The sequence below is a fragment of the Pseudomonas sp. P105 genome (assembly GCF_032614175.1).
In the GTDB taxonomy this organism is placed as follows: domain Bacteria; phylum Pseudomonadota; class Gammaproteobacteria; order Pseudomonadales; family Pseudomonadaceae; genus Aquipseudomonas; species Aquipseudomonas rhizophila.
Genome location: NZ_CP126693.1, coordinates 959,780 through 979,358, shown reverse-complemented (window position 1 = coordinate 979,358; position 19,579 = coordinate 959,780). Strand labels below are relative to the sequence as shown.

Below are 19,579 nucleotides of genomic sequence, written 5' to 3'. Positions count from 1 at the left end.
AGGGACCGTCATGACCACCTTCCTTGCAGACAGCGCATCCTCACCGAACGGGGACGGCATCTACCCCGAGAAACAACTCAGCACGCGCATGGGTTATCCATCCAGGCGCGATTTCGAAGTGCGCCAGACGACTAACGGCCGCGGCAATGGCATCGTCGCCCGCAAGCGGTTTGCGCCGTTGGAAAGGATGTGCAGGGTATCGGGACTGATCGTCAGCCGACGACGCCTGCATACACTGCAGATCCTGCCGGACATCCACATGTATGACCCGCGCTTCGCCGGATTGCTGCAGCACTCCTGCAGCCCGAACGTTTTCCTGGACATGAGCGAACTGTGGTTATGGGCGTTGACCATCATCGAGGAAGGTGACTGCCTGACGATGGATTACGCCAGTACCGAGCAGAAATTGTATCGACAGTTCGCCTGCCGGTGCGGTTCGTCCAACTGTCATGGCTGGATCACAGGCTATGACGAACCGCCCAACGAGCGAGGGATGAAATTTCTACGGCACTGGCGTCGCCGCTGTCATCGCGACTGAATGAGCCGAATCAGGGCGCGCCGACCGGACGTAGCCGATACTGCGGCGGCAACTGCTCGAAACCGCTGATCGTCGTGTCCAGGCTTTTCCAGCGGCCGTCCTTGATCCCGTAGATGCAGCCGTGAATCGACAGTTTCTGCCCGCGATGCCAAGCGTTCTGCACAATGCTGGTGTGGCCGACATTGGCCACCTGCTGGATCACATTGAGCTCGCACAAGCGATCCACGCGCTCTTCTTCGGTCGGCAATTGGGCCAACGTTTCGCGATGCTCGTAGTACAGGTCGCGAATCGAACGCAGCCAGCCGTCGATCAGACCCAGTTGACGATCCTGCATCGAGGCACGCACGCCGCCACAGCCGTAATGCCCGGTGACCAGGATATGTTTGACCTTGAGCACGTCCACCGCGTACTGGATCACCGACAGGCAGTTGAGGTCGGTGTGCAGCACCACGTTGGCCACGTTACGGTGCACAAACAGATCGCCGGGCAGCATGCCGACGATCTCGTTGGCCGGCACCCGCGCATCGGAACAGCCGATCCACAGATACTCAGGGGTTTGCTGACGGGCCAGCTTGGAAAAGAAATCAGGATCTTCCTGCTTGATCGCATCGGCCCAGCGCGCGTTGTTATCAATCAGATCTTGTAATTCGTTCATGCTATCTAGCCCTCGAGAATAGTGCGCAACTTTGACAGACGACCGCCCGTCGAGGTCACGTCCAGAATGCCGTTGGAATTCTCGCCACGGCTGTGGGTCCACCCAGTAAGCCCCACAGTATGAGGAATTGCCATGAATGATTCACGACGTCCTTTCGACGCGGTCCAGCCGGAACCCATCGACGATAACGAAGACCGCATGGGCTCGATGCATGAACTGGAATTCGACGAACAAGAGCCCAGTGCGAAAATCGGCGACGAACTGCCGGAAAATGAACGCGAACAGTTGATGCCGCGTGAACGCGTGCGTGAAGCCGGGCTGACAGGGGCTTCAACGGATGATCACGAACCCACCGACGACGACATGAGCCCGGAAACACTGATCCGCGAAGACGGTGCCCGGGACGCCCATGAAGCCGGTGACGACAAACGGGCGGACTGGGACCTGAGCGTAGTGGATGAAAATGACATTGGCGGGGGTGACGGGCTCGACGAAGCGGAAATGGCCGATATCGATCCGTTGGATGGCAAGCGGTAAGTGTCGATAGAGCTGACGCCATCGCGAGCAGGCTCGCTCCCACAGGTTCTGCGTCATAACCCAATGTCTTGAGCGATGCAGATCCAATGTGGGAGCGAGCCTGCTCGCGATAGCGGTGGATCAGTTTGCACTGGGGTTGAATGTGCCGCCGTCATCGCGAGCAAGCTCGCTCCCACAGGGTTTTGTGTTCGAGCGCAAATTTGATGCACATCGCCAAGCTCTCTGTGGGAGCGAGCTTGCTCGCGATGACGGCGTTGCGGTTAACCTCGATGTGGCAAGTTCAGTCCACCAAGGTACACGCCATGACCACCGCATCTTCGCGTCCGCCCACCGCAGGGTAGTAATCGCGGCGACGGCCGACTTCATTGAAGCCATAGCGCTCATACAGCCGGAACGCTGTGCGGTTGCTGTCACGCACTTCCAGGAAGCACTCCCGAGCCTCGGCCTTGTAGGCAATGGACATAAGATGCTCCAGCAGCCGTAAACCCAAGCCGCGCCCCTGGTTTTCCGGTTTGACGGTGATGTTGAGCAAGTGCGCTTCATCCAGGATGATCTGCACCACGCCGTGGCCCACTTGCTGCTGGCCTTCGAACATCAGCCAGATCTGGTACTTGCCCAGCCCGTCGAGAAAGATCCCTCGGGTCCAGGGGTGGCTGTAGGCCGCATATTCGATTTTCAGCACAGCGTCGAGGTCCGCCTCGGTCATCGGGCGGAACGATACAGCGTCACTCATTCGATTCTTTCCAACGCGCCATCAGCCGGCGCATGGCTTGCCAGACATCAGCCTTGCGCTGTGGCGTCTCCATTAACAATTCCAGGCCGGGCAACGCCCAGGCCGAGCCCAGGCCTTCGACCTGCAGTTCGCGATTGAACGCTTGAGCATCCACCTCACCAGCAAATTTCACCGCCGGCAGGCCGATCAGCCAAAGGCACACGCAGGGCTCATCCTCAAGCCGCGCCGAGACAAAACCCTGGACAAAATCCCGCGCCGCTTCTGGTCCCTGGTCCATGGTCCCGCGTGACAGCAACGGCCAGCGCACTGGCTCGCCAATGATCTGTGGGCTGTCCGGCAGACCGGCGGCGCGCAGCATGTCCTTGAGTAGCAGATACGCCGGATCGCGGCTTTGAAACGGTTCGCCCGTGGGCAGTTCCACCAGTAGCAGGCAACGTCCTGCCCGTAGCAGTTGCAGCGCGAAACGCGGCGGTGCGACGTAAGGGGTCTTGACCGGGGCCGGGGTCTCATCGGCGGCCTCTACCGGTTTGGCGTTGGTGCGGGTCGAAGCCAGGCTCGGGCGCGGAACCTCGATCTTCGGCCGTTCGACCACAGGCGCCACCGGCTCGGCCACCGTCTTGGCCACGGGCGCGCTCACGACCGGCTCGATATCCAGCGGCTCGGGCGTTTCCAGCAGCTCGGGCCGCGACGGGGCGGCAAACGGCAATTCGGTACGCGGCAGCCAGTTGACCACCTGCATGGCGGTCAGATAGGCGCGGCGGCGGGACTCGATAAGCAAGGGTCGGCCACTTGTGGATAACTGAAAGTGGAAGGGATTCTACCGCCCTTCGAGAGAGATCGCTTCCCTGTTGAATCAATAGTTGAGCGATTCAACCGACAGTCCGTCTCAGGGGTGAATCGCAACCGGCCTGATGCAGTACAATCGCCCCTTTTAATTGCCAACCCGACGGCCATTGCGATGATCGAACCCAAGCGCGTCTTGCGCGCCCTCGCTGAACACTGGGCATTGCTGGAACCTTTGTGCGAGCACTTCGACCAGGGCACCCTGAGCCTCAACGAATTGCGTTCACAATTGGCCGCCCAACAACTGGACAGCACGCCCCAGGACATCACCAACCTGCTGGACGTGTGGATCCGCCTGGACATCCTCGTACCGGTGGCGAAAAGCCCGAACCGTTTCGAGCTCAACGCCCAGATCCATGACTTCCTCGCCTACCTGCGCCGCGAACACCGCCTCGGCCTGTGCCTGGAAATCGAAGCCTACCTGCGCCACCTCGAGCGCCTGGCCGGTTATATCCAGGACGCGTTCGACATTCGCGACGGCAACGATCTGGCCCGCCAGTTGCGTCTGCTGGACATGCGCGTGCGCGACGTACTCAAGAAACTCGCCAACGACGAACAGGCCCTGGTAGCGGTGGCCGAACGGGCCAAGACCAGCGACCGGCAGATTCCGTTGCGCCAGCGCTACGCCGAAGTACTGGCGACCTGGGATGAATACGTCGAACCGATGATCCAGTTGGTGAACGCCGACGGCGCGTTCGAGCAAGGCGTGCGCAAGGTCGAGAATGTGTTGTTGCGCATGCTCACCGAACAGCAGCGCCTCGGCCATCTGGTGGACGACGACATGCTGCTGCGCACCCACGCGCGCATCCTCGAGATGCAGACCAGCGCCCAGTTGACCCTGCGCCATGCCCGCGAATTGCTCCTGCCGCTACGCGAAGAGGCTCGTCGTCACAATGCGGTGACCCGTGGCGCCGCCCTGGCCCTGGCCGCCATTCGGCGCAAAGGCCTCGATGCCGTGCCCCAAGCCGCCATGCCGCTGTTCACCCGTCCGCAAAGCACCTTCCTGGGCAGCGCCAGTCAGGTCGAAGCCTACGTGTACGCCCTGGCCCGTTTCGAACCGAAACCGGCGCGCTTCCCCAAGTCCCACAAGACCCACAAGGGCGGCGAGGCTCCTCGCGCGCCACGCACCGTACGCGAGATGGTCGAGCGTTGCGAAGACGCGCTGCCAATGCCGGACCTGATGACCTGGTTGCTGGAGCAGGAGCCGGACGGCGCCACCGACGAATTGCTGTACTGGTTCTCGCGTCTGTCGCGGGAAAAACGTTTCAAGCGCGAGCGTCTGGAACGCCGCGACTACCACACTCACGAGCATCAGGTCAGCCTGCGCTCCTTCGCCCTGCTCTCGGCCCGCGACACCGCCGCCGAGGATTCTGCGAGCATCCCCCATGCATCTTGATCTATCCGAACTGTCCCAACTGGCGCCGATTTTTCGCGAGCTGTTCAAGGGTTACCACGTCAGCCGCCGCGACCCGGAGCTGTACGCGCAACTGTCGAACTTCCAGGACCAGTACCGCACGCTGTTCAAGGCCCTGGGTTTCGAACTGGTGTGCGACACCCGTGGTTTCTACTACTTCGTGCCGGACCTCGCCGCCGCTGCGGTGAACAAGACCGCCCAACGCCTGGCGCTGTTCACCTTCATCCTCGTCGAGCACCTGGCCGACCAGGGCCGCGACCCGATTGCCGTGCTCGACGGTGGTAGCCTGGGCCGCGATGAGCTGCCCTCGCTTCTGGAAAAGTACCGCGACCTGTTCCTTCAGGCCGAAGTGCAGACCCAGGAAGAGCTGGAAGAAAAAATCATGCGCCGCATGACCCAACTGGGTTTTGCCGGCGAAGAGAACGGTGTCTACCGCTTCCTGCCACCGATGCACCGTTTCCTCGACGTCTGCCTGTCGGTCCAGCAGGACCGCGACCTGGCCGCCAGCCTGCACAGCGTGCTGCCGTTGCCTGCACCGGTACTGATCGACGAAGACAGCGACGAAAAGTTGCTGCAAACCGATGATCCGCTGGATCTGAGCGAATTCGAAGGTGAAAGCGAAGAAGACGCACTGGCCCGTGCCATTGCCGAAGAACAGGAGACCGACGCATGAGCAAGGAACGCTACGGCATCCGCCGCTTTGCCCTTTTGAACACCGCCGGCTACAGCCTGGGCCTGTTCCCGCTGGAAGAACCGCTGTCGGTGTACGGCGCAAACAACCTCGGTAAATCCGCGTCGATCAACGCCTTGCAGTTCCCGATCCTGGCGCGCATGTCGGACATGAGTTTCGGCAAGTACAGCCTGGAGCAATCCCGGCGTTTCTACTTTGCCTCGGACACCAGCTACATCCTGGTGGAAGTCGCCCTGCCCCACGGCCCGCACGTGATCGGTGTGGTCGGTCGCGGCCCCGGCGGCGGTTTCGGCCACCAGTTCTTTGCCTACGCCGGCAAGCTGGACCTGGCCCATTATCAGAAAGACGACACCTGCCTGCGTCAGAAAGAGCTGTTCACCAACCTGGAGCGCGAAGGCCTCAAAGCCTACGAACTCAAGCCTGATGAACTGCGACGCCTGCTGGTGGGCGGTCATACCTCGATTCCGCTGGACCTGACGCTGATCCCGCTGCGCTCCACCAGCGAGCAAAGCCTCAAGACCTTCCGCGCGCTGTTCATCAACCTGTTGCACATGCGCGAAATTACTGCGGCCAAGCTCAAGCAACTGTTCCTCGACGCGTTCGAGCACAGCCTGCGTTCCGGTAGCGTGGATTACATCGCCGCGTGTGAAGAAGCCTTCCGTGATGTACGACGCATGGAACAGGACTACAACTCCCTGGTGGCTGCCGGTCCGCTGGTGGAGGCCCTGGCCAATGGCGTGAAGCAGCGCGATGTACTGCGCGGCAAACTGCATCGTCTGTCACCGTTGCTCGACTCGCTGCTCGGCACTTGGTCGGACTACGCCAGTGCGCGCAAGGAAGAGCTGACCATCCAGGCCGAACACTACCGCAACGAGCAGGATTCGCTGCAGAACGACCAGCGCGGCGGCACTCAGGAGTTGATGCGCTTGGAACGGGAAATCAGCGGTATCCAGCGCTGGATTGGCGAACTGTCGGTGCTCAAGAACCGCTTTGCCCTGGTGGATGACGTCAAGGTCCTCGAGCAACAACTACTCGCGGCCAAGGATGCCCACGACGAACTGGCCGGTGCCCTGGCCCAGTCCCGGCAGTTCAGCGCCGAAGACCTGGATGAGCGCCTGCGGGATCTGGAAAAACGCCTGAAGTCGGTCAAGCAGCAACTCGATCATGCCGACAACAACAGCTACGCCCGCCTGCGGGAAGAATTCTCGCAACAGGACGTTGAACGCCTGATGCGCCTGTTCAACAGTGCGCTGTTCAGCCTGCCGCTGGGCGAGCACGGTATCGCGCTGGACGAGAACGGCGAGTGGGTCAAATCCATGGAGCTGATCCTCGACGGCTTCAAAGGTGAGCGTTTCGAAGTACCGGGCCTGTCCATCGACCTGTCCCACATCGAACCGCCGGCCCTGCAAGCCCTGGCCGATCGCGCCGCACTGCGGGACCAGAAAGAACGCCTGGAAAAAGAACTCAAGCAGCTCAAGACCCAGCAAGCTGTGGCCGCCGACCGCGCCGCGAGCAAGACCCAGACCGAGGCGCTGTACCAGCAGGTTCTGGATGCGCAGAAAGCCCTGGAAGACTTCCGCCGCACCCAGACCCTGAGTGCCGAGGAAGGCGAAAAGCTTGAGCAACTGGCGCAGATGGAAGCCGCCCAGGACGAACTCAAGCGCTCCAGCGATGCCTTCACCGAACGTGTCCAGCAGTTGTCCGCCAAGTTGCAACTGGTGGGCCGGCAGATCGCCGACATGGAAGCCAAGCAACGTACCCTCGACGACGCCCTGCGCCGTCGTCAATTGTTGCCAGCGGACCTGCCGTTCGGCACACCGTTCATGGACCCGGTCGACGACTCCATGGACAACCTGCTGCCACTGCTCAATGATTACCAGGACAGCTGGCAGGGTCTGTTGCGGGTCGATGGCCAGATCGAAGCACTGTACGCCCAGGTCCGCCTCAAGGGCGTGGCCAAGTTCGACAGCGAAGACGACATGGAGCGCCGCCTGCAACTGTTGATCAACGCCTATGCCCACCGTACCGACGAAGCCCTGACCCTGGGCAAGGCACGGCGTGCGGCGGTGACTGACATTGCCCGGACCCTGCGCAACATCCGTAGCGACTACGACAGCCTCGAGCATCAACTGGCGTTGTTCAACCGCGAGATCAACAAGCGTCAGGTGTCCAACCTGCAGAGCTTCCGGATCGTCCTGGCGCCGAACAAGGAAGCGCTCAAGCACATCGACCAGATCATCCACAGCGCCGGCCAGTACGAGGAAGGCGAGACCCTGTCGGTGTTCGACCTCAGCCAGAGCGCCGAGCAGGACAACAAGAACGAAGAGGCCAAGGAATACCTGGCCCGCCTGGTGGCGGCCAACCACAACCAGCTCGGCCTCAAGGACCTGTTCGAACTGGCCTTCGAGATCACCAAGGTCAACGGCCAGCCCGTGATCCACACCGATATCGATGGCGCGGCGTCCAACGGCACCACGATGACCATCAAGGCGCTGACCAACATGTATTTGTTGCTGCACCTGATGGACCGCGAACAGGCCGGTCGCGTGCGTCTGCCGTACTACCTTGACGAAGCGGCAGACATCGACGAGAAAAACCAGGCCGCGCTGCTGGAAACCAGCTTGCAGCTGGGTTTTGTGCCGATCCTGGCCAGTGTGAAACCGCAAGTCTGCGCCAGCGTCGCCATCGACCTGGAAGGCGGCAGCGGCCCCAACGGCATCTACATCGACGAGGCGGACTGGAAGTACATCCGCCGTCACGATGCGGTGAAAGCCACGGTGAACGTGCAGGCCGACGAGCCGGAGCTGGATCCGGTTTGAGGTAAATAGCCGGACACAAAAAAGGCCGCGATCCAATGGATCGCGGCCTTTTTTATTGGGCTTTTTAGGATTGTCGCGAGCAGGCTCGCTCCCACAGGTTTAGCGTCGCAATCAGATGACACTTCGTGGGAGCGAGCCTGCTCGCGATGGCGTCAGAACAGACTGATTGCCCTGATCACTTACCCAGCTTGATCTTCGGCGCCCAGGTCAGCCACTCCTCTTCAAACTGATCGAACAAGGGGAAGGTCTGCTCCGGTCGCGCCGGGTTGCCCATCCGCTCGCCATCCGGGGTGGCAAAAGCGATGCCGCCCTGGATCAGCGTCTCCAGCGACTCAGTCCGCACTGTCGCGCCTTTGAACAACCCGAAGTCCATGCCGAAGCCACTGGTATTCCAGAATCGCGTGCCGCTGCGCACCAATGGCGCGTACTTGGGCTCGATCAGGATATGAACCAGCACACGGTCCGCCGTCTGGCCCAATTCATAGCCAGTAACCTTGCCCACGGTAATCTCGCGATACGTCACCGGCACGCCGGTCTTCAACGAACCACGGCGAGCGGCGCTCAACACCAGGCTCAGACCGGCTTCAGGGACAGCGTTTTGCGGTGGGCTGGCGAGGGCCACGAAGTTTTTCTGCGGCCCCAGGTTTTTCACCGGTGGCTGTACTTCGATGTACTGCCCGGTCACCAGCGTCTCCAGGTTCGAGGTCTTCATCAGCCCCAGTTCGGGCTTGACCACCCAGAACTGGGAGCCGACCCGAGCAATACGCTCCGGCACTTCGGTGATACGTGCGGTGAGCAGGATCGATTGCATGTCGGCGCTGAGGTCCACGTCCTCGATCTTGCCCACATCCAGCCCTTTGAAACGAATCGGCGTGCCGCTGCGCAAACCGTCGGCGCGATCGACCTTGATCGTCACTATTGTGCCTTTCTGTTGCGCGGCTTCGCGGTCTGCATGCAGACGGAACCGTGGGATGCGCCTTTTCAACGGCACATTGGGTTCCGGCGTATCGAAAGAAATGCCGCCGGCCATCAGGCTTTGCAGGGATTCGCTCTTGACCTGGATCCCCCCCGTCAAACCACCCGTGAGCGTAATCCCACTGGCATTCCAGAACCGGGTCGATCCGTTGACCAGACCTTCGTATTCCTTCTCGATGTGCACACCAATGATCAACTGCTTTTTCTTGCGGGAGAACTGGTAGCTCTGCACCGATCCAACCTTGACCTGTTTGTAGAGAATCGGACTGCCGACCTCCAGCGAACCCAGGTTTTCAGTGAGCAGGACCAGGTGCAGCCCGGGCGAACGCAAGTCCAGCGGTGGCGCCTTCGGCCTGGCTTCAAATTCGCGCTGCGGCGCGCCTCCCTTGTCGCCGGGACGTATGGCGATGTAGTTACCTTTGACCAATGCCTCAAGGCCCGTAATCCCCGCCAGCGAGATCGACGGCTTGACCACCCAGAACTGGGTGCCGGTCACCAGGTAATCTTCGGCCAGTGGGTCTAGGGTCAATTCAGCGGTAGCGCTGGACAGATCCGGATCGACCTTGAGGTTCTTCAGGCTGCCGACCTGAATGCCTTTGTACATCACCGGAGTACGACCGGACTGTAACCCTTCGAAGTCGCTGAGCTTGACCTTCACGCGGATGCCGGCAGCGGCAGCGTCGAAGTCTTCATAAAGACGAAACGGCAGGCTCGGGTCTGTGGGCGGACTGTCTTTGCGACTCTCCGGCGTGGCGAACGCGATACCACCGGCCACGATGCTCGCCAGGGATTCGCTGCGCACTTTAACGCCCGACAGATTGGCATCGATGCTGATGCCGCTGGCATTCCAGAAACGCGTATGTTTACGCACCAGGCCGGCATAAGTCGGTTCGATATAGATTTTGATTTCGACCGTGCTCTGATCCTCCGATAGCAGGTAGCTTTTCACCTGTCCGACCTGAATCTGTTTATAGAACACCGGACTGCCACGGTTCAGCGAGCCCAGGCGCTCGGCCTTGAGGGTCAGGTGCAAACCAGGCTTGGCGTCCGAGAGCGGCGGCTCTTCGGCCAGGGCCTTGAATTTACGGATCGGCTCCCCTTCCCCCGGGCTGATAGCCACGTAGTTACCGGAAACCAGGGTTTCCAGGCCGGTGATGCCGGCCAGGGTCACGCTCGGCTTGACCAACCAGAAGCGTGTCCCGGTCTTGAGGTATTGCTCGACGTCCTTGTTCATCTCAATGGTCGCGACCACGCCTTTCGAGCTGCCTTCGTCATCAAGCTTGAGGGACTTCACTTTGCCGACCGGCATACCCTTGTAGACGACTTCAGTCTTGTTGACCTGAATACCCTCGCCGCTTTCAAAGCGCACGTTGATCTCGATGCCGGTTTCGTTATAGGCCCGCCAGCCGAGCCAGCCGCCGATAATCAAGGCAATCAGCGGCAAGACCCAAATCGCGGACCAGTTCGAAGCCGGTCGGGTTTTAGCGGTAGGCAAATCAGTCATGGTCGTCATCCGACTCCGTGTTATCCCAAATCAGTCGGGGATCGAAGGTTACTGCGGCAATCATTGTCAAAATCACTACGCTGGCAAAAGCAATTGCACCAAGACCGGCTTCGACACTGGCGAGTCGACCGAAATTCACTACCGCCACCAATATGGCGATCACAAAAATATCCAGCATCGACCAGCGCCCAATGAACTCGATAAAACGGTACATAAGGATGCGTTGCCGCGCAGACATGGGCTGGTGCCGTTGCACGGAAAACAGCAGCAAGGCGATGCCTACCAACTTGAAAGTCGGAACGACGATACTGGCGATGAACACCACGGCGGCAATCGGAATCATCCCGTGCTGAACCAGCTCGATGACCCCGGCCATGATGGTGCTCGGTGCCCCTTGCCCCAACGAGTTGATGGTCATGATCGGTAGCATGTTGGCCGGAATGTAGAGAATCGCGGCAGTGACCAATAACGCCCAGGTCCGCATCAAGCTGTTCGGGCGACGAGGATGAACCAGGGCGCCGCAGCGGGTACAGGTTTGTGTATCGACGTCAGCTTCCTGCCGGTTTAGCTCGTGGCATTCTGTGCAGATCAAAATACCCGCATCAATCGCCCGCATGAGCGTCCTCTCCTGATAACGCTTGCCAGATCTGATGCGGCGACATCACCACCTCCAGCCAGACCTGGACGAGCAACAAACTGATAAAACACGCCAGACCAAGCCCCACGGTAATGGCCGCCATGTCTGCCAACTTGACGATGGCCACCAGCACACCCATGAGGTAAACCTCCAGCATGCCCCAGTCGCGTAAATGGTGATAAATGCGATAGAGCAATAAGCCGTAGCTACGGCCGATATTCCAGCGAATGGTCAGTAGCACGGCCAATTGGCAAAGCAGTTTAAGCAGCGGAATACCCATGCTGCACAGAAAAACCACCACCGATACACCTTGCATGCCGGTATTGAACAGGCCGACCACACCACTCCAAACGGTGTCCTGGGAGGATTGGCCGAGCAAATTGAGCTGCATGATGGGTAAAAAGTTCGCCGGCACATACAACAGCAGAGCGGCAATGACCAATGCAAGGCTGCGTTCGACCACATTGTGTCGGTGAGCGTAGAGCTCATACCCACAGCGAGGGCATTCGGCTTTTTCGCCATGGGCCAGCTGGGGCTTGCGCATCAACAGGTCGCACTCATGGCACGCCACCAAGTCATCCAACGGCAGATCTGACAACCGAGGGGCGTCAAACGGATCGGGCATAAAGAGCTCTGGCTCAACTAAGGTGGAGGCTATTCTAGTGCGCTGGCTTGAAAATAACTGTGCAAATTTATTCCGAGCCTCGGCGCAATTTTATTGCGGGCAAAACAAAACCCCTACCTGCGTCAGCAGATAGGGGTTTCGGAATTTAATCTTGACGATGACCTACTCTCACATGGGGAAACCCCACACTACCATCGGCGATGCATCGTTTCACTGCTGAGTTCGGGATGGGATCAGGTGGTTCCAATGCTCTATGGTCGTCAAGAAATTCGGTAGCCAGCGCGTGCCTTGCGGTCACGTTCCAGCGAATGGGTATGCGATAGGTTTGTGTGTTGTGCGAACTTTCGGTTCATAGCGTCTTCACACACCGCAATCTGGTGCCCTGTATCGGGTCAACAAATTGCTTGGGTGTTATATGGTCAAGCCTCACGGGCAATTAGTATGGGTTAGCTCAACGCCTCACAGCGCTTACACACCCCACCTATCAACGTCGTAGTCTTCGACGGCCCTTCAGGGGACTCAAGGTCCCAGTGAGATCTCATCTTGAGGCAAGTTTCCCGCTTAGATGCTTTCAGCGGTTATCTTTTCCGAACATAGCTACCCGGCAATGCCACTGGCGTGACAACCGGAACACCAGAGGTTCGTCCACTCCGGTCCTCTCGTACTAGGAGCAGCCCCTCTCAAATCTCAAACGTCCACGGCAGATAGGGACCGAACTGTCTCACGACGTTCTAAACCCAGCTCGCGTACCACTTTAAATGGCGAACAGCCATACCCTTGGGACCGGCTTCAGCCCCAGGATGTGATGAGCCGACATCGAGGTGCCAAACACCGCCGTCGATATGAACTCTTGGGCGGTATCAGCCTGTTATCCCCGGAGTACCTTTTATCCGTTGAGCGATGGCCCTTCCATACAGAACCACCGGATCACTAAGACCTACTTTCGTACCTGCTCGACGTGTCTGTCTCGCAGTCAAGCGCGCTTTTGCCTTTATACTCTACGACCGATTTCCGACCGGTCTGAGCGCACCTTCGTACTCCTCCGTTACTCTTTAGGAGGAGACCGCCCCAGTCAAACTACCCACCATACACTGTCCTCGATCCGGATAACGGACCTGAGTTAGAACCTCAAAGTTGCCAGGGTGGTATTTCAAGGATGGCTCCACGCGAACTGGCGTCCACGCTTCAAAGCCTCCCACCTATCCTACACAAGCAAATTCAAAGTCCAGTGCAAAGCTATAGTAAAGGTTCACGGGGTCTTTCCGTCTAGCCGCGGATACACTGCATCTTCACAGCGATTTCAATTTCACTGAGTCTCGGGTGGAGACAGCGCCGCCATCGTTACGCCATTCGTGCAGGTCGGAACTTACCCGACAAGGAATTTCGCTACCTTAGGACCGTTATAGTTACGGCCGCCGTTTACCGGGGCTTCGATCAAGAGCTTCGCGTTAGCTAACCCCATCAATTAACCTTCCGGCACCGGGCAGGCGTCACACCCTATACGTCCACTTTCGTGTTTGCAGAGTGCTGTGTTTTTAATAAACAGTCGCAGCGGCCTGGTATCTTCGACCGGCGTGGGCTTACGCAGCAAGTGCTTCACCCTCACCGGCGCACCTTCTCCCGAAGTTACGGTGCCATTTTGCCTAGTTCCTTCACCCGAGTTCTCTCAAGCGCCTTGGTATTCTCTACCCAACCACCTGTGTCGGTTTGGGGTACGGTTCCTGGTTACCTGAAGCTTAGAAGCTTTTCTTGGAAGCATGGCATCAACCACTTCGTCACCCAAAGGGTAACTCGTCATCAGCTCTCGGCCTTAAGATCCCGGATTTACCTAAGATCTCAGCCTACCACCTTAAACTTGGACAACCAACGCCAAGCTGGCCTAGCCTTCTCCGTCCCTCCATCGCAATAACCAGAAGTACAGGAATATTAACCTGTTTTCCATCGACTACGCTTTTCAGCCTCGCCTTAGGGACCGACTAACCCTGCGTCGATTAACGTTGCGCAGGAAACCTTGGTCTTTCGGCGTGGGTGTTTTTCACACCCATTGTCGTTACTCATGTCAGCATTCGCACTTCTGATACCTCCAGCAAGCTTCTCAACTCACCTTCACAGGCTTACAGAACGCTCCTCTACCGCATCACCTAAGTGATACCCGTAGCTTCGGTGTATGGTTTGAGCCCCGTTACATCTTCCGCGCAGGCCGACTCGACTAGTGAGCTATTACGCTTTCTTTAAAGGGTGGCTGCTTCTAAGCCAACCTCCTAGCTGTCTAAGCCTTCCCACATCGTTTCCCACTTAACCATAACTTTGGGACCTTAGCTGACGGTCTGGGTTGTTTCCCTTTTCACGACGGACGTTAGCACCCGCCGTGTGTCTCCCATGCTCGGCACTTGTAGGTATTCGGAGTTTGCATCGGTTTGGTAAGTCGGGATGACCCCCTAGCCGAAACAGTGCTCTACCCCCTACAGTGATACATGAGGCGCTACCTAAATAGCTTTCGAGGAGAACCAGCTATCTCCGAGCTTGATTAGCCTTTCACTCCGATCCACAGGTCATCCGCTAACTTTTCAACGGTAGTCGGTTCGGTCCTCCAGTCAGTGTTACCTAACCTTCAACCTGCCCATGGATAGATCGCCCGGTTTCGGGTCTATTCCCAGCGACTAGACGCCCTATTAAGACTCGCTTTCGCTACGCCTCCCCTATTCGGTTAAGCTCGCCACTGAAAATAAGTCGCTGACCCATTATACAAAAGGTACGCAGTCACCCAACAAAGTGGGCTCCCACTGCTTGTACGCATACGGTTTCAGGATCTATTTCACTCCCCTCTCCGGGGTTCTTTTCGCCTTTCCCTCACGGTACTAGTTCACTATCGGTCAGTCAGTAGTATTTAGCCTTGGAGGATGGTCCCCCCATATTCAGACAAAGTTTCTCGTGCTCCGTCCTACTCGATTTCATGACTAAGAGATTTTCGCGTACAGGGCTATCACCCACTATGGCCGCACTTTCCAGAGCGTTCCGCTAATCTCAAAGCCACTTAAGGGCTAGTCCCCGTTCGCTCGCCACTACTAAGGGAATCTCGGTTGATTTCTTTTCCTCAGGGTACTTAGATGTTTCAGTTCCCCTGGTTCGCCTCTTGCACCTATGTATTCAGTACAAGATAACCATCTTATGATGGCTGGGTTCCCCCATTCAGACATCTCCGGATCAAAGTCTGTTTGCCGACTCCCCGAAGCTTTTCGCAGGCTACCACGTCTTTCATCGCCTCTGACTGCCAAGGCATCCACCGTATGCGCTTCTTCACTTGACCATATAACCCCAAGCAATCTGGTTATACTGTGAAGACGACATTCGCCGAAAATTCGCATGCTCTAAGAGCAACTCACAAATTTTACCTTAGCCTGATCCGTTACCAGTGAAAGTAACGTTCAGTCTATCTTTCTATCACATACCCAAATTTTTAAAGAACGATCTAATCAAAAGACTAGAAATCAACATTCACCATCACATCAATGGAATGCTCATTTCTAAGCTTTCAGAAGCAGTTTATGGTGGAGCCAAGCGGGATCGAACCGCTGACCTCCTGCGTGCAAGGCAGGCGCTCTCCCAGCTGAGCTATGGCCCCGTATTTCTACAGGGAACACCATGAAATTGGTGGGTCTGGGCAGATTCGAACTGCCGACCTCACCCTTATCAGGGGTGCGCTCTAACCAACTGAGCTACAGACCCAATTTCGAGCGCGTAACTGTTAGCGTTGAGCTATCAGCTTGGAGCTTAAAGCTGCTTCTATCGTCTTCTTCAATGAATCAAGCAATTCGTGTGGGAGCTCATGGAGCAGCTGCGGTCGTCGATTAAGGAGGTGATCCAGCCGCAGGTTCCCCTACGGCTACCTTGTTACGACTTCACCCCAGTCATGAATCACACCGTGGTAACCGTCCCCCCGAAGGTTAGACTAGCTACTTCTGGTGCAACCCACTCCCATGGTGTGACGGGCGGTGTGTACAAGGCCCGGGAACGTATTCACCGCGACATTCTGATTCGCGATTACTAGCGATTCCGACTTCACGCAGTCGAGTTGCAGACTGCGATCCGGACTACGATCGGTTTTGTGGGATTAGCTCCACCTCGCGGCTTGGCAACCCTCTGTACCGACCATTGTAGCACGTGTGTAGCCCAGGCCGTAAGGGCCATGATGACTTGACGTCATCCCCACCTTCCTCCGGTTTGTCACCGGCAGTCTCCTTAGAGTGCCCACCATGACGTGCTGGTAACTAAGGACAAGGGTTGCGCTCGTTACGGGACTTAACCCAACATCTCACGACACGAGCTGACGACAGCCATGCAGCACCTGTCTCAATGTTCCCGAAGGCACCAATCCATCTCTGGAAAGTTCATTGGATGTCAAGGCCTGGTAAGGTTCTTCGCGTTGCTTCGAATTAAACCACATGCTCCACCGCTTGTGCGGGCCCCCGTCAATTCATTTGAGTTTTAACCTTGCGGCCGTACTCCCCAGGCGGTCAACTTAATGCGTTAGCTGCGCCACTAAGAGCTCAAGGCTCCCAACGGCTAGTTGACATCGTTTACGGCGTGGACTACCAGGGTATCTAATCCTGTTTGCTCCCCACGCTTTCGCACCTCAGTGTCAGTATCAGTCCAGGTGGTCGCCTTCGCCACTGGTGTTCCTTCCTATATCTACGCATTTCACCGCTACACAGGAAATTCCACCACCCTCTACCATACTCTAGCTCGACAGTTTTGAATGCAGTTCCCAGGTTGAGCCCGGGGATTTCACATCCAACTTAACGAACCACCTACGCGCGCTTTACGCCCAGTAATTCCGATTAACGCTTGCACCCTCTGTATTACCGCGGCTGCTGGCACAGAGTTAGCCGGTGCTTATTCTGTCGGTAACGTCAAAACACTAACGTATTAGGTTAATGCCCTTCCTCCCAACTTAAAGTGCTTTACAATCCGAAGACCTTCTTCACACACGCGGCATGGCTGGATCAGGCTTTCGCCCATTGTCCAATATTCCCCACTGCTGCCTCCCGTAGGAGTCTGGACCGTGTCTCAGTTCCAGTGTGACTGATCATCCTCTCAGACCAGTTACGGATCGTCGCCTTGGTGAGCCATTACCTCACCAACTAGCTAATCCGACCTAGGCTCATCTGATAGCGCAAGGCCCGAAGGTCCCCTGCTTTCTCCCGTAGGACGTATGCGGTATTAGCGTCCGTTTCCGAGCGTTATCCCCCACTACCAGGCAGATTCCTAGGCTTTACTCACCCGTCCGCCGCTCTCAAGAGGTGCAAGCACCTCTCTACCGCTCGACTTGCATGTGTTAGGCCTGCCGCCAGCGTTCAATCTGAGCCATGATCAAACTCTTCAGTTCAAACATCTTTGGGTTTTGAGAAAACCCTAAACTTGGCTCAGCAATCGTTGGTTACATCTTTGATTTCTCGCGGAGTAACTTGTGATGCTGATAATCTGTTGACTAGCAGTCTGACTCCACAAGCACCCACACGAATTGCTTGATTCAGTTGTTAAAGAGCGGTGGGTTGAGCCTTTCGTCTCAACCGAGGCGCGCATTCTACAGCGCCCCGTGTATCTGTCAAGCGGTTATTTTAAGAAGTTTTCAAAGTTTCCTCTGCAACTTCAACCACTTGCGCTTCCGATCTCTCGTTAGCGGGAGGCGAATTCTACAGCGTTACTCGCTGCTGTCAACACCTCTTTTTGACGCTTTCGATCGAGAAGATCGAATCGTTAACGGAGCCAGGAAAACCGCCCCACCAACTGCTTCCCAAGCTTCGATGACCTGAAGCCCTGCGCTGCCTAAAATCGTTTAACTCATTGAAACTCAAGGAGTTTTTCGTTTCGACTGCGCCGGAAGTGGGGCGAATTATAGACTTCCAGGATTTGCCGTCAAGCGTTAATTACGCTTTTGTTGCAGAAGGTGCTTTGCGTCCAATTAAACGCGGTATCCGGCGCGTAACCACAGGAATTCGAAGCATCAAAAGCACAGCACCTATAAAGGCGTAAATCGACCACTCCTTAAGATCCGCCCGCACAATCCACAACATATGCAGCAATCCAAGGCCCAAGATCGGATAAACCAGGCGATGCAGTTTTTTCCAGCGCGCGCCCAGTCGCCGCTGACTGTAGCGATTGGAAGTAATCGCCAGCGCCAAGAGCCCCAGAAACCCGAGCGCTCCGACGATAATATAAGGTCGCTTGCTCAGCTCGACGCCCAGTTGCGACCAATCGAACCCCAGGATGAACGCCGTATACCCACTCAAATGCAGCACCACATAAGCAAAGCACCACAATCCCAGCTGACGCCTGACCGCGATCCACCCTGCCCACCCCGTCAGTTTCTGCAACGGCGTCATGCTCAAGGTGATCAACAACAAAATAAGCGTGCCCAACCCGAGCCGATCCACCAGCACCTTGCCTGGGTCAGGCCCCAACTTATTCATCAACGCTTCGTAGAGCCAGAGCAACGGCCAAACCGCCGCCGCGACAAAGACGCCGATTCGCCAGACTGGAAAACGCATCAGTAGTCCTTCCTCAAGTCCATCCCTGCATATAAAGAAGCGACTTCATCCTGATAGCCGTTGAACATCAACGTATCGCGCACGTTAGGACTGAACAGCCCGCTCGGCAGACGGCGCTCCCGTGCCTGGGTCCAACGCGGGTGATCGACCGTCGGATTAACGTTGGCGTAAAAGCCGTACTCGTCGGACGCAATGCTCTGCCAGGTGGTCTTGGGCTGCTGGCTGACCAGACTGATGCGCACAATGGACTTCACACTTTTGAACCCGTACTTCCACGGCGCCACCAAGCGCAACGGTGCACCGTTCTGATTCGGCAACTCTCGCCCATACATCCCAACCGCCATGATTGCCAGCGGATTCATCGCTTCATCCAGTCGCAAGCCCTCGACATAAGGCCAGTCGATCAAAGCAAACCCTGAGCGCTGCCCTGGCATAGTCTTGGGATCCTGCAGGGTTTCGAAACGAATGTACTTGGCCTTGGAGGTCGGCTCGACCTGCTTGAGCAACGCCGAAATGGGAAAGCCAATCCATGGGATAACCATGGACCAGGCCTCCACGCACCGCAGGCGATAGATTCGCTCCTCCAACTGGTAAGGTTTCATGAAGTCTTCCAACGCATAGCGCCCCGGCTTGCCCACTTCCCCATCGACCACCACGCTCCAGGGCTCGGTTTTCAAGGATCCGGCATTGGCCGCCGGATCACCTTTGCCGGTTCCGAACTCATAGAAATTGTTGTAATGGGTGGCGTCTTTAAAAGGGGTGATGGACTCATCCTTGACCGTAACCGCGCCCCATTGGGTGGACGGCAGCTTCTCGGCGAACCAGGACGGCGCCTTGCCGGGCTCGACATCCGCATAACGCGCAACATCGGCAGCACTGGCCCAACGCGGAAGACCGCTGACGGCAAGCCCCGCCATGGCGGCCCCAAGCATTTGGCGACGGGATAGATAGAGGGATTCTGGCGTGACGTCCGACTCAAGGCAGTCGGACGACTTGGGGATCTTGATCAGCATGACAACTCCGCAGCATTGGAGGGCAGATGCACCAATAGACTGCGGAG

The 19,579-nt window shown here is 57.4% G+C and carries 13 protein-coding genes, 2 tRNA genes and 3 rRNA genes; 5 read left to right on the top strand and 13 right to left on the bottom strand.

The window, feature by feature from the left end:
* The first annotated feature begins 10 nt into the window (after positions 1-10).
* On the top strand, positions 11-538 hold the full coding sequence (locus QOM08_RS04265; protein ID WP_160893574.1) for a lysine methyltransferase: 528 nt from the start codon (positions 11-13) through the stop codon (positions 536-538).
* Between the two features lie 10 nt (positions 539-548).
* Here QOM08_RS04265 and can read toward each other — a convergent pair whose 3' ends face one another.
* Positions 549-1,193 (bottom strand): carbonate dehydratase, encoded by a 645-nt coding sequence (gene can / locus QOM08_RS04260; protein ID WP_047229378.1) that lies wholly within the window; start codon positions 1,191-1,193, stop codon positions 549-551.
* Positions 1,194-1,325: 132 nt separating this feature from the next.
* Between can and QOM08_RS04255 the strand changes: the two genes are divergently transcribed.
* Entirely contained in the window at positions 1,326-1,730 is a 405-nt protein-coding gene (locus QOM08_RS04255; protein WP_076386330.1) for a serine kinase/phosphatase, read from the top strand.
* A gap of 280 nt (positions 1,731-2,010) precedes the next feature.
* On the opposite strand, the gene rimI is transcribed toward QOM08_RS04255, so the two are convergent.
* Together rimI and QOM08_RS04245 are read right to left on the bottom strand one after the other, a co-directional pair.
* On the bottom strand, positions 2,011-2,463 hold the full coding sequence (gene rimI, locus QOM08_RS04250; protein WP_047229376.1) for a ribosomal protein S18-alanine N-acetyltransferase: 453 nt from the start codon (positions 2,461-2,463) through the stop codon (positions 2,011-2,013).
* Complete coding sequence (locus QOM08_RS04245) at positions 2,456-3,241, bottom strand: energy transducer TonB (protein WP_274091312.1); 786 nt, start codon at positions 3,239-3,241, stop codon at positions 2,456-2,458. The genes rimI and QOM08_RS04245 overlap by 8 nt, the downstream gene beginning before the upstream one ends.
* A gap of 180 nt (positions 3,242-3,421) precedes the next feature.
* Between QOM08_RS04245 and mksB the strand changes: the two genes are divergently transcribed.
* The 3 genes from mksB to mksF are packed head-to-tail and all read left to right on the top strand — an operon-like array spanning position 3,422 to position 8,230.
* Positions 3,422-4,702 carry an Mks condensin complex protein MksB gene (mksB, locus tag QOM08_RS04240; RefSeq protein WP_047229374.1) on the top strand — a complete coding sequence of 427 codons (1,281 nt, stop codon included), beginning with the start codon at positions 3,422-3,424 and terminating at the stop codon, positions 4,700-4,702.
* A complete protein-coding gene (mksE, locus tag QOM08_RS04235; protein WP_047229373.1) occupies positions 4,692-5,393 on the top strand; it encodes an Mks condensin complex protein MksE in 702 nt (233 codons plus the stop codon). Before mksB ends, mksE begins: the two co-directional genes overlap by 11 nt.
* On the top strand, positions 5,390-8,230 hold the full coding sequence (gene mksF / locus QOM08_RS04230; RefSeq protein WP_047229372.1) for an Mks condensin complex protein MksF: 2,841 nt from the start codon (positions 5,390-5,392) through the stop codon (positions 8,228-8,230). Before mksE ends, mksF begins: the two co-directional genes overlap by 4 nt.
* A 175-nt stretch (positions 8,231-8,405) precedes the next feature.
* On the opposite strand, the gene QOM08_RS04225 is transcribed toward mksF, so the two are convergent.
* From QOM08_RS04225 to msrP, 10 genes are all read right to left on the bottom strand, one after another.
* Positions 8,406-10,709 (bottom strand): PqiB family protein, encoded by a 2,304-nt coding sequence (locus tag QOM08_RS04225; protein ID WP_139051170.1) that lies wholly within the window; start codon positions 10,707-10,709, stop codon positions 8,406-8,408.
* Positions 10,702-11,325 (bottom strand): paraquat-inducible protein A, encoded by a 624-nt coding sequence (locus tag QOM08_RS04220; protein WP_047229371.1) that lies wholly within the window; start codon positions 11,323-11,325, stop codon positions 10,702-10,704. The genes QOM08_RS04225 and QOM08_RS04220 overlap by 8 nt, the downstream gene beginning before the upstream one ends.
* Positions 11,312-11,971 (bottom strand): paraquat-inducible protein A, encoded by a 660-nt coding sequence (locus QOM08_RS04215; protein ID WP_047229370.1) that lies wholly within the window; start codon positions 11,969-11,971, stop codon positions 11,312-11,314. The genes QOM08_RS04220 and QOM08_RS04215 overlap by 14 nt, the downstream gene beginning before the upstream one ends.
* 149 nt (positions 11,972-12,120) lie before the next feature.
* Positions 12,121-12,236: ribosomal RNA gene (rrf, locus tag QOM08_RS04210) — 5S ribosomal RNA — on the bottom strand.
* A 150-nt stretch (positions 12,237-12,386) separates the two neighbouring features.
* Positions 12,387-15,278: ribosomal RNA gene (locus QOM08_RS04205) — 23S ribosomal RNA — on the bottom strand.
* 239 nt (positions 15,279-15,517) lie between these two features.
* Positions 15,518-15,593, bottom strand: a tRNA-Ala gene (locus QOM08_RS04200).
* Between the two features lie 27 nt (positions 15,594-15,620).
* Positions 15,621-15,697: transfer RNA gene (locus tag QOM08_RS04195), tRNA-Ile, on the bottom strand.
* 123 nt (positions 15,698-15,820) lie between these two features.
* Positions 15,821-17,357, bottom strand: a 16S ribosomal RNA gene (locus tag QOM08_RS04190).
* Together the 16S, 23S and 5S rRNA genes with 2 tRNA genes alongside form the textbook arrangement of a ribosomal RNA operon.
* A 541-nt stretch (positions 17,358-17,898) precedes the next feature.
* Positions 17,899-18,519 carry a protein-methionine-sulfoxide reductase heme-binding subunit MsrQ gene (msrQ, locus tag QOM08_RS04185; protein ID WP_047229828.1) on the bottom strand — a complete coding sequence of 207 codons (621 nt, stop codon included), beginning with the start codon at positions 18,517-18,519 and terminating at the stop codon, positions 17,899-17,901.
* On the bottom strand, positions 18,519-19,532 hold the full coding sequence (msrP, locus tag QOM08_RS04180) for a protein-methionine-sulfoxide reductase catalytic subunit MsrP (RefSeq protein ID WP_316912596.1): 1,014 nt from the start codon (positions 19,530-19,532) through the stop codon (positions 18,519-18,521). Before msrP ends, msrQ begins: the two co-directional genes overlap by 1 nt.
* Positions 19,533-19,579 lie beyond the last annotated feature (47 nt).

What these genes read in the sequence shown, in the direction of transcription:
- QOM08_RS04265 (WP_160893574.1), top strand. Translation starts at nt 11, where the DNA reads ATGACCACCTTCCTTGCAGACAGCGCATCCTCACCGAACGGGGACGGC.
- can (WP_047229378.1), bottom strand. Translation starts at nt 1,193, where the DNA reads ATGAACGAATTACAAGATCTGATTGATAACAACGCGCGCTGGGCCGAT.
- QOM08_RS04255 (WP_076386330.1), top strand. Translation starts at nt 1,326, where the DNA reads ATGAATGATTCACGACGTCCTTTCGACGCGGTCCAGCCGGAACCCATC.
- rimI (WP_047229376.1), bottom strand. Translation starts at nt 2,463, where the DNA reads ATGAGTGACGCTGTATCGTTCCGCCCGATGACCGAGGCGGACCTCGAC.
- mksB (WP_047229374.1), top strand. Translation starts at nt 3,422, where the DNA reads ATGATCGAACCCAAGCGCGTCTTGCGCGCCCTCGCTGAACACTGGGCA.
- mksE (WP_047229373.1), top strand. Translation starts at nt 4,692, where the DNA reads ATGCATCTTGATCTATCCGAACTGTCCCAACTGGCGCCGATTTTTCGC.
- mksF (WP_047229372.1), top strand. Translation starts at nt 5,390, where the DNA reads ATGAGCAAGGAACGCTACGGCATCCGCCGCTTTGCCCTTTTGAACACC.
- QOM08_RS04225 (WP_139051170.1), bottom strand. Translation starts at nt 10,709, where the DNA reads ATGACTGATTTGCCTACCGCTAAAACCCGACCGGCTTCGAACTGGTCC.
- QOM08_RS04220 (WP_047229371.1), bottom strand. Translation starts at nt 11,325, where the DNA reads ATGCGGGCGATTGATGCGGGTATTTTGATCTGCACAGAATGCCACGAG.
- QOM08_RS04215 (WP_047229370.1), bottom strand. Translation starts at nt 11,971, where the DNA reads ATGCCCGATCCGTTTGACGCCCCTCGGTTGTCAGATCTGCCGTTGGAT.
- msrQ (WP_047229828.1), bottom strand. Translation starts at nt 18,519, where the DNA reads ATGCGTTTTCCAGTCTGGCGAATCGGCGTCTTTGTCGCGGCGGCGGTT.
- msrP (WP_316912596.1), bottom strand. Translation starts at nt 19,532, where the DNA reads ATGCTGATCAAGATCCCCAAGTCGTCCGACTGCCTTGAGTCGGACGTC.